Origin of the sequence: Marivibrio sp. (assembly GCF_040218065.1) — a bacterium.
GTDB lineage: Bacteria > Pseudomonadota > Alphaproteobacteria > UBA8366 > Aestuariispiraceae > Marivibrio.
In genome coordinates, this window is sequence record NZ_JAVJQE010000002.1 from 16,153 (window position 1) to 29,958 (window position 13,806).

The following is a 13,806-nucleotide window of genomic DNA, read 5'->3' on the forward strand; positions in this document are numbered from 1 at the left end:
GGCTATCGACCTCTCGTTACCTATCAGGCGCCCGGCGCCCTCACAAGCGAGGGCGGCCGGCGGCGCACGGGCGGGGAGGGTGCATGGACGGCGCGCGGACCGACTGCGTGGTGATCGGGGCGGGGGTCGTCGGCCTGGCCGCGGCGCGCGCGTTGGCGCTGCAGGGCCGCGAGGTGGTCGTGCTCGAGGCGCTGGGCCTGATCGGCTCCGTCACCAGCTCGCGCAACAGCGAGGTGATCCACGCCGGCATCTATTACCCGACGGGCGGGCTGAAGCACCGGCTGTGCCTGGAGGGAAAGCGCGCGCTCTACGCCTATTGCGACGCGCACGGCGTGCCTTACCGGCGCTGCGGCAAGCTTATCGTGGCGACCAGCGCGGACGAGGAAGCCGCCCTGAACGCCATCGCACAAAAGGCCGAGACGAACGGCGTGGAGGAGATGCGCCGGCTCAGCCGGGCCGAGGCGCAGGCGATGGAGCCCGACCTCGTCTGCACCGCCGCGCTCCATTCCGGTTCGACGGGCGTCGTATCCAGTCACGATCTGATGCTCGCCTATCAGGGCGATCTGGAAGAGGCGGGCGGCGTGATCGCGTTCAACGCGCCGGTCGCGGGCGGTGAGGTGCTGGACGACGGGCGGATCCGTCTGGAGGTCGGCGGCGACGCGCCGATGCGGCTTGAGGCCGAGCTGGTGGTCAACGCCGCCGGCCTGAGCGCGCAGGCCGTCACCGCGGCGGTGGCGGGCGCGCCGATCGACGCCGCCCCGCCGCTGCATCTCGCCAAAGGAAACTATTACGCGCTGACCGGCCGCGCGCCGTTCTCTCGCCTGATCTACCCGACGCCCCAGCCGGGGGGGCTGGGCGTCCACTTGACCCTCGATCTAGCCGGTCAGGCGCGCTTCGGCCCGGATGTGGAGTGGGTCGAGGCGATCGACTACGACGTCGACCCGGCCCGGGCGCAGAGCTTCTACGCCGCCGTGCGGCGCTACTGGCCGGCCTTGCCCGACGGGGCGTTGGTTCCCGCCTACGCCGGAATCCGACCGAAAGTCGCGCGGCCCGGCGGCTCGGGCGAGGATTTCGTGATCCAAGGCCCGGCCGAGCACGGCGTCCGCGGTTGGATCGGGCTTTACGGCATCGAGAGCCCGGGTCTGACGGCTTCGCTGGCTTTGGGGGACCGCGTCGCGGCGATGGCCTGAACCGCGGTAGGGCGCCGTCCCTCCGCGCTTGACGAACCGGGTCGCGCCTAAGACTTTATCGGCCGCTTCTGCAGAGCAGACTTTTAGAGAAGGGAGCGCCGTGATGGCCGCAGAGACCCGCTTTACCGATCGCCACGGCCTCAAGGTCGCCGAAGAGCTCGCGGCCTTCATCGAGCAGGAGGCGATTCCCGGAACGGGCGTCGAGGCGGACGCATTCTGGGCCGGTCTCGCGGCGCTGGCGGCGGACTTCGGACCGCGCAATCAGGCTCTTCTGGACAAGCGCGAGGATCTGCAAGCCAAGATCGACGCTTGGCATGTCGAGCACCGCGACCGCCCGCACGATCATGAGGCCTATGTCAGCTTCCTCGAGGAGATCGGCTATCTCGTGCCGGAGGGCGAGGCGTTCCAGATCGAGACCGCGAACACCGATCCCGAGATCGCGAGCGTTCCGGGTCCGCAGCTCGTCGTGCCGGTGACCAACGCGCGCTATGCGCTGAACGCGGCCAACGCGCGTTGGGGCAGCCTCTATGACGGGTTCTACGGGACGGACGCGATGGGCTCGCTTCCGCCCGCCGGCGGATACGACCGCGGCCGCGGGGCGCGGGTGATCGCACGGGCGCGCGTGTTTCTGGATCAGGCCTTCCCGATCGAGGGGACGAGCCATGCGGACGCGCGGCGTTATTACGTCCATCAGGGACGGTTGCTCATCGACGACCTTCCGCTGGCGGATCCGGAGAAGTTCGTCGGTTTTCGCGGTCATCCGCGCGCCCCGGACGCCGTTCTGCTGCGCAACAACGGCCTGCATGTCGAGTTGGTCTTCGACCGCACCAACATGATCGGCGCGCGCGATCAGGCGGGCCTCGCCGACGTGCGGCTGGAGAGCGCCGTCTCGGCGATCATGGATTGCGAGGATTCGGTCGCCTGCGTCGACGCCGAGGACAAGGTGCTGGCCTACCGGAACTGGCTCGGCCTGATGAAGGGCGATCTGGAGGAAAGTTTCGAGAAGGGCGGTCAGACTGTCACCCGACGGCTCAATCCCGATCCGGTCTACACCGCCCCCGACGGCGGCGAGGTCGGCGTGAAGGGACGGGCGCTGATGCTGGTCCGCAATGTCGGGCATCTGATGCGCAATCCGGCGATCCGCACGTCCGACGGCGCGGAGATCTTCGAAGGGCTGATGGACGCGATGGCGACCGTGCTGATCGCCATGCACGATCTGAAGAAGACCGACGGCGTACGCAACAGCGTCGCAGGCTCGGTCTATGTCGTGAAGCCGAAGATGCACGGGCCGGAAGAGGTCGCCTTCTCGGACGAGATCTTCAGCCATGTCGAGAAGGTCCTCGGCCTGCCGCAATACACGGTCAAGCTGGGCGTGATGGACGAGGAGCGCCGCACCTCGGTCAATCTGAAGGAATGCATCCGCGCCGCCAAACATCGCGTCGCCTTCATCAACACCGGCTTCCTCGACCGCACGGGCGATGAGATTCACACCTCGATGGAGGCGGGTCCCTTCAGCCGCAAGGACTTCATCAAGCGCAAGGGCTGGATCGCGGCTTATGAGGATCAGAACGTCGACATCGGCTTGGAATGCGGTCTGTCCGGCAAGGCGCAGATCGGCAAGGGCATGTGGGCCATGCCGGACATGATGGCCGCGATGCTGGAGGCGAAGATCGGCCATACGAAGGCCGGCGCCAATTGCGCCTGGGTGCCGAGCCCGACGGCCGCGACCTTGCACGCGCTGCATTATCATCAGGTCGACGTCTTCGCGGTGCAGGAGAAGCTGGCCGCGGGCGGCCGGCGCGCCCATGTCGACGCGTTGCTCGACATTCCGACGGCGGAGTACCGCAAATGGTCGCCCGACCAGATCCGCCGGGAGGTGGAGAACAACGCGCAGGGCATCCTGGGCTATGTGGTCCGCTGGGTCGATCAGGGCGTCGGCTGCTCCAAGGTGCCCGACGTCAATGACGTCGGCCTGATGGAGGATCGCGCAACCTGTCGCATTTCCGCGCAGCATGTCGCCAACTGGCTGCATCACGGCGTGGTCGACGGGCAGGAGGTCGACGCGATCCTGCGCAAGATGGCCGAGGTGGTGGATCGGCAGAACGGCGACGATCCGGCGTACGCGCCGATGGCGCCGGCCTTTGACGGGGTCGCCTTCAACGCGGCGCGCGACCTGATCTTCAAGGGCCGTACGCAGCCGTCCGGCTACACCGAGCCGCTGCTCCACGCCTATCGGTTGGAGAAGAAGGCGGCCGGCTGAGGCGGGCGCCGGCGCCGGGGCGATCGACGCCTGCGCAGGTCAAGCCGCCGCTTTGATCGCGGCGCGCACCTTGCGCTGCAGGTCCAACATCTTGCGCACGCCGCCCGCCGGGCGGTCGGGATCGCCCGCGCGGGGCGGCGCGTCGAACAGGCGCGCCGGAATCTCGCCGACGTCCGGGTAGGTTTGCGGGCGCGGCCGGGCTGCGCCCGCCGTCGGATGCGGCCAGACCTGCAGCGCCGCCTCGCTGGCCAGCAGGTAGCGTTTGCGGCCGACGTCGTTCTTCAGCATCCGATGCGCCTCGACCAGGACTTCGCCGGTAAAATCCTCCATCGCGCCGATGGCGAAGCGCACCGCCTCGCCGCGATGGGCGATCATCTTGAGATCCAGACTGTCGATGCGCGAGCAGGCGGCGCACGGGCAACTGTTCTCAGCCCGCAATTCGGCCAGCCGCGTGTCGAAGGCGTCGAACAGGCGGGTGACCGCCGCGCTGTACCGCTTGGGATCGGAGGCGAGCGTCGCGGCGTCGACATAGAGCAGCACCGCGTCGCCTTCGATCCGCGCCGGCTTGAACGGTGCGGCGGCGGCGATCAGCGCATCGAGCAGGTCGTGGACGATGTGATGCGCGTGCGCGATCGAGAAGCGGCTCGGCTTCACCAACTGGGTGTAGCCGCTGATGTCCGGGATCAGGAAAACGAAGTCCGCCGGCGGACCCTCTATTCCGTCGCGCCAAGGGCCGATGCGCGGCCGGTGGCGACGCGCGGGCCGGGCGGGGTCGAACGCCGCGGCGGCGTGGGGGGCGCGGCGGCGGGCGGGGCGCAGCGCCGCGAGCAGGGCGAGCAGGGCCAACAACAGGACGACGGCCGCGAAAACCGCCAGCCCGCCCCAGAAGATCATCATATGCGCAGGCGCGTCTGCGCCCATGGCCCAACCGGCCATCCTGTTTTCCATCGACCGCCGACCCCATGTCCCGAAGGGTCTTGTTGTTGTCGGGCGAGCTTAGTCCGCGGACGCGCTTAAGACCATACACGCGTAAAGCGCGTCAGTCTCCGGCCGGTGCGGCCTTCTCCATCTCCGACGCGGCGGGCAGGGTGCGGGTATAGAGCGCGGCCAGAAGCGCCAGAGCGCCGGCGGCCCCGACGCCGGCCAGCGCGTTCGTCGCGTCCACCAGGACGCCGAACAGCAGCGCGGCCAGCGCGATCACCCCGACTGCGCTGTTGGCGAAGGCGGCGTAGAGCGCCTTCTCCTCCTTCGGCGCGCCGTCGACCAAATAGGTCTTGCGGCCGAGGCGCACGCCGGCCTCTGCGATCCCCAACAGCACGAAGACCAGCGCGTAGAGCCACAGGCTCCAGCCCGGCGCGCCGAGGGCCAGATCGACTGCGAGCGCCAGCGCCGCCGCCAGCGCGCCGGCGATCGCCGCCGCCGCCATGACCTTTTCGGAGGCCGCGTCGGAGAGCTTTCCCCATAACGGGCTGGAGACGATGTTGGCGAGGCCGACCGCGAAGACCATGACCGCCAGCACGCCGGCCCCCTGGCCGTAAAGCGCCGCCGCGTGCAAGGCGTAGACGGGCATCGCCAGTTCGATCGACAACAGCAGAGCGCGCGCCTTGACGAAGCGGTTGTAGGGCTTGTTCTTGCGGATCAGATCGAACCCGGCCGCCAGGGACTGTCCCATCGACCGGCCGCCGCCGGTCGCGCCGGGCTGTTCCTCAATCAGGGCGAAGGCGATCGTCGCCAGCACCCAGAGCGCCGCGGCGCCGAAGACCAGCGGCAAGGCGAGGTCTGCGCCGTCCTCCACGCCGAACTTCAGCGCCGCGGCCGCGATCAGCACCAGGGCGCCGCCGATCGCCGCGCGCGTCGACAAAAGCCGTCCGCGTCGACCTTTCGGTATCGTTTTGCCCATCACGTCCTGGAAGGCGACGGACGCAGCGCCGGACATCAGGCTGAACAGCGCGAAAAGGGCGGCCACGACGACGCCGGCGGCCAGCCCCTCGAGCGAGGCCGCCGCGAGCGCGATCCCGACCATCGCCAGCGCCTGCACGGCGCCGGCGCCGGTCCAAATCCACTTGCGTTGCGGACGGCCCCGGATCAGGCCCGCGACCGCCATCTGGGGGGCGAGCGAGAAGGCCTGTTTCAGGGCCGGCATGACCGTCGCGAAGACCGCCGGCGCGCCGGCCGCCGTCAGAAGCCAGGGGAGCACCAGGCCGGGAGAGGCCAATTGCTCCGCCAGTTTCGAACAGGCGCCGTTCAGCGCGTTCAGCGTGAAGTTCTTCGGGACGTCCGAACATTGCCCGTCCGGAATCGCCTCGCAGGCGCGCTCGTCCGTGTCGTCTCCGCTCAGGATGCGGTAGGGCAGATCGAAGCGACCGCCCCAGCCGTCGGCCGTCTGGCTGCTCATACCGGCTCATATCCTCCTGATTGTCGCAAAACCGACCACGGACATAGGCCTTTCGGCGGGCGAAGCAAAGGTCGGTCCGGGCTCTGGGCCGGGCGGCCCTCTCACCAAGGCCGCGTCGCGTAGCGCCACCAGCCCTCGATCTCCCAGGCCAGCCCGTCGAGGTCCGCGCCGGCGCCGGTCGGGATGACCTCGAAGCCGGCCGGCCCGCCCGCGCGCGTCGGCGCCAGCTTCAGCCGGATGACGCGGTCTTCCGCGTCGCCGGGGCGTAAGGAGAGGCCACGGGGCATCTCGACGAGATCGACGTCCGTCACCTCGTCCCAGCGGATCCTCTTGGGCGGGCGGGTTCCGACGAACTCGACCCCCTCGCGCGTCAGGCGGACGGCGGAGGCGTCGCCCTGCACCCGCACCATCGAGCCCGCCGCCAGCGCCAGGATCAGGATCGCCAGCCCCCAGGCCAGCACCTGACCGCCGCCCAGCGACGCGTAGGCGATCAGTCCGACGCCGGCGAAGACCAGCAGCGTCAGCATGTTGCGCCGCATACGTCCCGGATCTATCGAGAAATCCTTCGGCCCCGGCCAGCCCTCGGGCGCGTGGGTGCGCGGGCGCCGCCCGGGCACGCCCACGCCCTTCACCATTCCGGGCGGGCCGTCTTCGGGCCGCCGCAGGCCGGGGGCGCTCAGCCGCTGGGGCTCGTCGCCTGCATCGCCCGTCTCAGGGCTTCCTGAATCCCGGTCCGCCACGCGCGCGCCTCTCCGTCGAACAGCGGGCTCAATCGGTAAGCCCGTGCTGGAATGGTGTCATGATGCCAGGCGAATTGGAACGTCTCGTAGCCGTTGCGGGTGGCGGTGACCACGAGATAGAGCATCGCGTGGGGTTTCGCCTGAATGTGAGCGGGAAGGCCGGATCGGTCGAACCCTTTGCAGATGAGCACCGCTTCTTCCGCCAGATCGCCGCTGGTCGGCGGCTTGCGCGCCAGCACTTCGACGGCGGCCTCGGCGCAGCGCTCGCGATAGGGCTCGAAGATGTAGCGGCGCACCTTGGTCGCGCTCGCCGGCTCGCCGAGGACGGCGCGCGTCGCGCTCGCCATCTTGGTCCAGCTTTCGGGCCCCTGGCCCTTCGGCGTGAATTCGATCAACGCCCCGTTGTCGTCGGCCCGGCGGGTGACCAGCGCCCAGTCCTGGGTGGGACGAAGCGCGGGGTCGTCGGCGCCCGTAGGGGCGGGGGAGGGCGCGTCGGTCTCGGCCTGATGCGGGGCGGCCGGAGCAAGGGCGGCCTGCTGAGTAGGCGCGGCGCCGCGCGGGGCCTCCTCGCCGCCGAAACCCAGGCAGCCGGTTAGCAGAACGGCTGCGAAAAGGGCCGGGGCCGCGCGCATCGCCGCCTCCCTAGCTCGCTTTCTGTTGCTTCGCCGCCAACTTGGGCAGATAGGGGGCGAGGTAGCGGCCGGTGTAGCTGCGCTCGACCGTCGCGACCTCCTCGGGCGTCCCTTGGGCGACGATCTCGCCGCCGCCCGAGCCGCCTTCCGGGCCGAGGTCGATCAGCCAGTCGGCCGATTTGACGACCTCCAGGTTGTGCTCGATCACCAGGACCGTGTTGCCGCTCTCGACCAGCGTCTGCAGGACTTCGAGGAGCTTGTGGACGTCGGCGAAATGCAGGCCCGTCGTCGGCTCGTCCAGGATGTAGAGGGTGCGGCCGGTGGCCTTTTTCGAAAGCTCCTTGGCCAGCTTCACGCGCTGCGCCTCGCCGCCGGACAGCGTGGTGGCCTGCTGGCCCACCTTGATGTAGCCGAGGCCGACGCGCTGCAGCGTCACCATCTTGTCGCGGATCGACGGCACGGCCTTGAAGAACTCCGCTCCCTCGTCGACCGTCATCTCCAGCACGTCGGAGATGGACTTGTCGCGATATTTGATCTCCAGGGTCTCGCGGTTGTAGCGCTTGCCGTCGCACTGGTCGCAGGTGACGTAGACGTCGGGCAGGAAGTGCATCTCGATCTTGATGACGCCGTCGCCCTGGCACGCCTCGCAGCGCCCGCCCTTGACGTTGAAGCTGAAGCGCCCGGCCTGATAGCCGCGCGCCTTCGCCTCCGGCAGGCCGGCGAACCAATCGCGGATCGGCGTGAAGGCCCCGGTGTAGGTCGCCGGATTGGAGCGCGGCGTGCGCCCGATCGGCGACTGGTCGATGTCGATCACCTTGTCGAGGAATTTGAGCCCCTCGATCTTGTCGTGCGCGCCGGGGTGGGCCTTCTCGCCCATCAGCGCGCGGCCGAGCGCGCGTTGCAGCGTCTCCAGGATCAGCGTCGATTTGCCGGAGCCGGAGACGCCAGTGACGCAGGTGAAGGTCCCGAGCGGGATGGTCGCGTCGACATTCTTCAGATTGTTCTCGCGCGCGCCGATCACCTTGATCGTCTGACCCTTGTGGCCCTTGCGGCGCTTCTTCGGCACCTCGATCTGTTTCACGCCCGTCAGATACTGCGCCGTGACGCTTTCCGGGACCTGCAGGACCTCCTGCGGCGTGCCCGCGGCGACCAGCCAGCCGCCGTGGACGCCCGCGCCCGGGCCCATGTCGACGAGATAGTCGGCGGCGCGGATCGCCTCCTCGTCATGCTCGACCACGATCACGGTGTTGCCGAGGTCGCGCAGGCGCTTCAGCGTCTCCAGCAGCCGGTCGTTGTCGCGCTGGTGCAGGCCGATCGACGGCTCGTCCAGCACATAAAGCACGCCGGTGAGGCCCGAACCGATCTGAGAGGCCAGCCGGATGCGCTGGCTCTCCCCGCCCGAGAGCGTGCCGGAATTGCGGCTGAGCGTCAGGTACTCGAGCCCCACATTGTTGAGGAAGCCGAGCCGCTCGTTGATCTCCTTCAGGATGCGGTGGGCGATTTCGGCCTGCTGGGCGGTCATGTGGCCTTCGACCTCGGAGAACCAGCGATGCGCCTCCGAGATTGAGAGCTGCGCCGCCTCGCCGATGTGGCGGCCGGCCACCTTGACGGCCAGCGCCTCCGGCTTCAGCCGATGGCCGCCGCAGGCCTCGCACGGCGTCGTCGTCATGTATTTGGAGAGCTCCTCGCGGCTCCAATTGCTCTCCGTCTCGCGGTAGCGCCGCTGCATGTTGGGGATCACGCCCTCGAACGGCTTTTCGGTCTTGTAGGTGCGCAGCCCATCGTCATACCGGAAGGTGACGACGTCGTCCGTGCCCCACAGGATGGCGGAGCGCGCCTCCTGCGGCAGGGTCTCGAACGGCGCGCTCATGGAGCAGCCGTAATGCTTCGCCAGCGCCGCCAGCGTCTGCTTGTAATAGGGGCTGGAGCTGCGCGACCAGGGATCGATCACGCCCTGCTGCAGGCTCTTGGTCGGATCGGGGACGACAAGCTCCTCATCGAAGCTCATCTCGGTGCCGATGCCGTCGCATTCGGGGCAGGCGCCGAAGGGGTTGTTGAAGCTGAACAGCCGCGGCTCGATCTCTGGGATCGTGAAGCCGGAGACGGGGCAGGCGAACTTGGCGGAGAAGATCGTCTGCTCGCCGTTGGTCGCGTCCTCCGCCACCAAGAGCCCGTCCGATATTCCGAGCGCCGTCTCGACCGAGTCCGCGAGGCGCCCTTCAAGCCCGTCGCGCACCACGACGCGATCGACCACCACGTCGATATTGTGCTTCAGCTTCTTGTCGAGGGCGGGGGCGTCGTCGATCTCGTAGAACTTGGCGTCGATCTTGACCCGCTGGAAGCCCTTCTTTTGCAGCTCCGCCAGCTCCTTGCGGTACTCGCCCTTGCGCCCGCGCACCATCGGGGCCAGCAGATAGAGCTTCGCGCCCTCGCCCATAGCCAGCACGCGGTCGACCATCTGGCTGACCGTCTGGCTTTCGATCGGCAGGCCGGTGGCGGGCGAATAGGGGACGCCCGTGCGCGCCCACAGAAGGCGCATGTAGTCGTAGATCTCCGTCACCGTGCCGACGGTGGAGCGCGGGTTCTTGGAGGTGGTCTTCTGCTCGATCGAGATCGCCGGCGACAGGCCTTCGATCGAATCCACGTCCGGCTTCTGCATCATCTCGAGGAACTGTCGGGCGTAGGCCGAGAGGCTTTCGACGTAGCGCCGCTGGCCGTCGGCGTAGATCGTGTCGAAGGCGAGCGAGCTCTTGCCCGAGCCGCTCAAGCCCGTCACCACCACCAGCTTGTCCCGGGGAAGGTCGACGTCGACGTTCTTCAGATTATGCTCGCGCGCGCCGCGCACTCGAATGCTGACGGTCATGAGATCCTGCACTAGGCTGGTTCGAAAGGCCTGACGGGCGGTCCGAGCCCGGTCGACGACTATAGAGAAGGCGGGTCGTCCCCGCATCCCGCAACACAGAGATAGGCCGATGAATTTTTTGCGCCAGACCCTGAGCGCCGTCCTTTTCGCGCTCGCATTGGCGCTCGCCGCGCCGGCGACGGCGCAAGCGCCGGGCTGCGCCCTCGGCGAGGGCGGACTGAGCGCGACCGAGCCGCCGGTCAACCGCGCGCATCTGTTCTGCGGCGAGGTCAATCGGCGCGATCGCGGGACCGGGTTCCATCACCGTCCGGGCGGGGAGAGCCCGTCGAGCGCGCGCATCGCCCGCATCGTCGATCGCAATGAGGCGACCGGCGTCTATGTCGCCGACGGGGTCGAGATCTTCGACGGCGACCGCTGGCGGGCGAAACGCCATATCAGCAGCTTCTATCCCGACGCCTGTACGCCGGCGGAGGTGGTGGCCTCCGTCGCGCACGCCGCCGCAAACGCGGTCTGCGCCTATCCGAACGGCAAGTGGCGGGGGCTGAGCGCGCCTGCGGCGAACGCCGAGGGTTTCTGCCTCGGCGACGACGGCTCCGTGCTGACGCTGGAAGGCTATTGGCGCAGCCGGGAGCGGCGGATCGTCCGCACCGCCTGGCCGCTGGTCGATCCGGAGCCGGCGCCGGTCTCCTGCCGATAGCATGGCCCGCCGGTAGCATGATCCCCCTCAATCCCGCCGCCATCGCGGATCAGCTCCTGATCGCCGCGACGTTCGCCGCGTTGACGGCTTTGGCGGCCGTGGGGCTGCGGCTGCATCGGCGCGGCGCGGGGCTGGTCAATCTCGGACCCGCCGCCTTTCTGGCGCTTGGAGGGTACGCCGCCGCCTGGACGACGGCGCCGGCCTTTCCCGGGCGGCTGGCGGGGCCGGAGGCGCCCTTCGCCGTGGGCGCGGTGGCGGCGCTTGTGCTGGGCGGCGTGTCGGGGGCTCTGCTTTGGGGCGCGCTGCGGCGGGCTCCGGTCTGGATCGCCGGCGCGGCGACGCTGCTCCTGGCGCTCGCGGTCGAGCAAGCGCTGCTGCGCGCCCCGGCGCTTGGGGCGGGGCAGGGGATCGCCGGCGCTGGGCGGCCCTTCGCCGATATCCTCGGGGCGGGGGCCGGGGCGATCGCGACGTTGGCGCCGGCGCTCGTCGCGCTCGGCGCGGCGGCGTCTCTATCGGCGCGGCTGATCGACGCCGCGGCGGCCATTGCGGGCGGCGCGGCCCTCGCGCTGGCCGGCGCGCTGACCGCGGGCTTCACGGGCCATGTCGGCCCGCAGGCCGCGAGCCCCTGGGAGCCGCTGCTGCTGCTGTGGGCGGCGCTGCTTCTCGGAGAGCGGTACGGGACCCGCGGCGTGGTCCTCGCCGCCGGCGCCGCCTGGGCGCTGTGGGCGGGGATCGGCGCGGGCGCGGCGTTCCTGTTGGATCAGCGCACCGCGGCCGTCCTGCCGAGCGCTGTGTTCGGCGGGGTGCTGGGCGGTCTTCTGCTCAATCGGCGGCGACGGAGCCGAGGCCGACCGTGATAGGATCGTCGCGCAAAGGAGAGGGGCTATGAGTCCGAAACAGCTGCTGGAACGCTGGATCGCGGCCTTCAACCGCGCGGACGCCGCCGAGATCTCGGCGCTTTATCACCGAGATGCGGTCAATCATCAGGTGGCGGAAGACCCGATCGAAGGCTGGGCGGCGATCCACGCCGATTTCGAACGGCTGTTCGCGCAAGCCGAGATGACCTGCATCCCGGTCAATCTGTTCCAGGATGGGGAGTGGGCGATCCTCGAATGGCGCGATCCGAACGGCCTGCGCGGCTGCGGCTTCTTCCAGGTGCAAGAGGGGCTGATCCGCTTTCAGCGCGGCTATTGGGACAAGCTGTCCTTCCTGCGCCTGCAAGGTCTGCCGATCGCGTGAGAGGGGGCCGCGGGCCCATTGCGAGGCCCGGGCGGTTCGGCCATGATGCGTTGACAAAGAATTGTCCGACAAACGGACGAGCACGCCGCAGGCCGCGCGCCGGCGGCCGGGGAGGAGCGGGGTCGCATGACCGGGAGCCGACATAACGGTTTGGGCCGGGACGGGTCGATCTTCGAGACCGATTTGCCGCAGCGTGCGGCCAACCATCAGCCGTTGACGCCGATCACCTTTCTGATGCGTTCCGCCCGCGTGGTGGGCGATCAGACGGCGGTGATCGACGGCGATCACTCCTGGACCTATGCGGAAATGAAGGATCGCTGCGTGCGTCTGGCCCATGCGCTCGGTGAACTCGGCGTGCGGCCCGGCGATTGCGTCGCCGCGCTCGCCTTCAACTCGCACGCCATGCTGGAGGCGCATTACGGCGCGCCGATGGCCGGCGCCGTGCTGAACGCGATCAACACGCGCCTCGACCCGGAGACGGTCGCTTACATCCTCGATCACGGCGAGGCGAAAGTGCTGCTGGTCGACCCGGGGCTGGCTGGGATCGCTCAGGAAGCGCTCAAGCGCGCCAGGAACAAGCCGGCCGTCGTCGATCTGGACGGCGAGGCCTATCCGGCCGAGCCGCGGGTCGGCGATCACTCCTATGAGGCGCTGCTGGCGGCGGCCGACCCCGCCTACGACTGGCCGGGCGTCGACGACGAGTGGCGGGCGATCGCGCTCAACTACACCTCCGGCACGACGGGCGAGCCGAAAGGCGTCGTCTATCACCATCGCGGCGCCTATCTGAACGCGCTGGCGAACCACATGGGTTTCCGACTGGCGCCGCATGCGGTCTATCTCTGGACCCTGCCGATGTTCCACTGCAACGGCTGGTGCAACACATGGGCGATCACCGCGCTTATGGGGACGCACGTCTGCCTGCGCGCGGTCGACCCGAAGGAGATCTTCCGGCTGATCGACCGGCGCGGCGTGACCCACATGTCGGGCGCGCCGGTGGTTCTCAATATGCTGATGAACGCGGGCGAAGGGGTCGGTCGGGAGAGTACGCATACGGTCGCGTACACGGTCGGCGGCGCGGCCCCGCCGGCGGCGCTGCTGGAGCGGGCCGAGGCGCTCAATTTCGATGTGCTGCACGGCTACGGCCTGACGGAGACGTACGGGCCGGCGTCCTGCTGCGACTGGCGGGAGGCTTGGTCCGACCTGCCGATGGCCGAGCAGGCGGAGATCAAGAAACGCCAGGGCGTCCCCACGCTAGGTCTCGTCGACATGACGGTGCTGGACGCCGAGACGCTTCGGCCCGTCCCGGCCGACGGCGAGACCATGGGCGAGATCGCGATGGTCGGGAACACGGTCATGAAGGGCTATCTGAAGGATCCGACTTCGAGCGAGCGCGCGCTGGGGCGCGGCTGGTTTCTGTCCGGCGATCTGGGCGTTTTGCATTCCGACGGCTATGTCGAACTGCGCGACCGCTCCAAGGACATCGTGATCTCGGGCGGCGAGAACATCTCGAGCCTCGAGATCGAGGGCGCGCTTTACCGGCACCCCGCCGTGCTCGAATGTGCGGTGGTGGCGATGCCGGACGAGAAATGGGGGGAGAGCCCCTGCGCCTTCGTGACGCTCAAGCCCGGCGAGAGTCTCGCCGAGGCGGAGGCGATCGCCTGGGTGCGCGAGCGTCTGGCCCGATTCAAGGCGCCGAAGCGGGTGATCTTCGAGGAGCTGCCGAAGACCTCTACCGGCAAGGTTCAAAAACACGTCCTGCGCCGCCGGCTGCAGGACGAGGCGGGCTGAAC

At 69.1% G+C, this 13,806-nt stretch carries 11 protein-coding genes; 6 read left to right on the top strand and 5 right to left on the bottom strand.

The window, feature by feature from the left end; translation table 11 throughout:
- Nucleotides 1-83: 83 nt before the first annotated feature.
- Nucleotides 84-1,190 carry an NAD(P)/FAD-dependent oxidoreductase gene (locus tag RIB45_RS00925; RefSeq protein ID WP_350047816.1) on the top strand — a complete coding sequence of 369 codons (1,107 nt, stop codon included), beginning with the start codon at nucleotides 84-86 and terminating at the stop codon, nucleotides 1,188-1,190.
- A 103-nt stretch (nucleotides 1,191-1,293) separates the two neighbouring features.
- Nucleotides 1,294-3,450: a malate synthase G gene (locus RIB45_RS00930; protein ID WP_350047818.1), complete on the top strand. Its 2,157-nt coding sequence runs from the start codon at nucleotides 1,294-1,296 to the stop codon at nucleotides 3,448-3,450.
- A gap of 39 nt (nucleotides 3,451-3,489) precedes the next feature.
- Here the strand turns inward: RIB45_RS00930 and RIB45_RS00935 are convergent, their stop codons facing one another.
- From RIB45_RS00935 to uvrA, 5 genes are all read right to left on the bottom strand, one after another.
- On the bottom strand, nucleotides 3,490-4,386 hold the full coding sequence (locus tag RIB45_RS00935; protein ID WP_350047820.1) for a DUF2652 domain-containing protein: 897 nt from the start codon (nucleotides 4,384-4,386) through the stop codon (nucleotides 3,490-3,492).
- 103 nt (nucleotides 4,387-4,489) lie between these two features.
- On the bottom strand, nucleotides 4,490-5,845 hold the full coding sequence (locus RIB45_RS00940; protein ID WP_350047822.1) for an MFS transporter: 1,356 nt from the start codon (nucleotides 5,843-5,845) through the stop codon (nucleotides 4,490-4,492).
- Between the two features lie 101 nt (nucleotides 5,846-5,946).
- Nucleotides 5,947-6,480 carry a hypothetical protein gene (locus RIB45_RS00945; RefSeq protein ID WP_350047823.1) on the bottom strand — a complete coding sequence of 178 codons (534 nt, stop codon included), beginning with the start codon at nucleotides 6,478-6,480 and terminating at the stop codon, nucleotides 5,947-5,949.
- Between the two features lie 41 nt (nucleotides 6,481-6,521).
- Entirely contained in the window at nucleotides 6,522-7,217 is a 696-nt protein-coding gene (locus RIB45_RS00950) for a hypothetical protein (RefSeq protein WP_350047825.1), read from the bottom strand.
- Nucleotides 7,218-7,227: 10 nt separating this feature from the next.
- The gene (gene uvrA / locus RIB45_RS00955) at nucleotides 7,228-10,080 is read right to left on the bottom strand and encodes an excinuclease ABC subunit UvrA (protein WP_350047827.1); all 2,853 of its coding nucleotides are present in this window, start codon (nucleotides 10,078-10,080) and stop codon (nucleotides 7,228-7,230) included.
- Nucleotides 10,081-10,189: 109 nt separating this feature from the next.
- On the opposite strand from uvrA, the gene RIB45_RS00960 reads away from it, so the two are divergent.
- The 4 genes from RIB45_RS00960 to RIB45_RS00975 all read left to right on the top strand — a co-directional run bounded on the left by RIB45_RS00960 (nucleotide 10,190) and on the right by RIB45_RS00975 (nucleotide 13,804).
- Nucleotides 10,190-10,777, top strand: coding sequence for an EndoU domain-containing protein (locus RIB45_RS00960; RefSeq protein ID WP_350047829.1), 588 nt, complete (start codon nucleotides 10,190-10,192; stop codon nucleotides 10,775-10,777).
- 17 nt (nucleotides 10,778-10,794) lie between these two features.
- On the top strand, nucleotides 10,795-11,634 hold the full coding sequence (locus tag RIB45_RS00965; RefSeq protein WP_350047831.1) for a hypothetical protein: 840 nt from the start codon (nucleotides 10,795-10,797) through the stop codon (nucleotides 11,632-11,634).
- A 28-nt stretch (nucleotides 11,635-11,662) separates the two neighbouring features.
- Nucleotides 11,663-12,016, top strand: a complete 354-nt coding sequence (locus RIB45_RS00970; protein WP_350047833.1) for a nuclear transport factor 2 family protein — start codon at nucleotides 11,663-11,665, stop codon at nucleotides 12,014-12,016.
- A 126-nt stretch (nucleotides 12,017-12,142) separates the two neighbouring features.
- Nucleotides 12,143-13,804 carry a long-chain-fatty-acid--CoA ligase gene (locus tag RIB45_RS00975; RefSeq protein WP_350047835.1) on the top strand — a complete coding sequence of 554 codons (1,662 nt, stop codon included), beginning with the start codon at nucleotides 12,143-12,145 and terminating at the stop codon, nucleotides 13,802-13,804.
- Nucleotides 13,805-13,806: the final 2 nt, after the last annotated feature.

Excerpts from the sequence above, each read along its gene's own strand:
- RIB45_RS00935 (WP_350047820.1), bottom strand. The coding sequence starts at position 4,386 with ATGGCCGGTTGGGCCATGGGCGCAGACGCGCCTGCGCATATGATGATC.
- RIB45_RS00950 (WP_350047825.1), bottom strand. The coding sequence starts at position 7,217 with ATGCGCGCGGCCCCGGCCCTTTTCGCAGCCGTTCTGCTAACCGGCTGC.
- RIB45_RS00945 (WP_350047823.1), bottom strand. The coding sequence starts at position 6,480 with ATGGTGAAGGGCGTGGGCGTGCCCGGGCGGCGCCCGCGCACCCACGCG.
- RIB45_RS00930 (WP_350047818.1), top strand. The coding sequence starts at position 1,294 with ATGGCCGCAGAGACCCGCTTTACCGATCGCCACGGCCTCAAGGTCGCC.
- RIB45_RS00940 (WP_350047822.1), bottom strand. The coding sequence starts at position 5,845 with ATGAGCAGCCAGACGGCCGACGGCTGGGGCGGTCGCTTCGATCTGCCC.
- RIB45_RS00960 (WP_350047829.1), top strand. The coding sequence starts at position 10,190 with ATGAATTTTTTGCGCCAGACCCTGAGCGCCGTCCTTTTCGCGCTCGCA.
- RIB45_RS00965 (WP_350047831.1), top strand. The coding sequence starts at position 10,795 with ATGATCCCCCTCAATCCCGCCGCCATCGCGGATCAGCTCCTGATCGCC.
- uvrA (WP_350047827.1), bottom strand. The coding sequence starts at position 10,080 with ATGACCGTCAGCATTCGAGTGCGCGGCGCGCGCGAGCATAATCTGAAG.
- RIB45_RS00975 (WP_350047835.1), top strand. The coding sequence starts at position 12,143 with ATGACCGGGAGCCGACATAACGGTTTGGGCCGGGACGGGTCGATCTTC.
- RIB45_RS00925 (WP_350047816.1), top strand. The coding sequence starts at position 84 with ATGGACGGCGCGCGGACCGACTGCGTGGTGATCGGGGCGGGGGTCGTC.
- RIB45_RS00970 (WP_350047833.1), top strand. The coding sequence starts at position 11,663 with ATGAGTCCGAAACAGCTGCTGGAACGCTGGATCGCGGCCTTCAACCGC.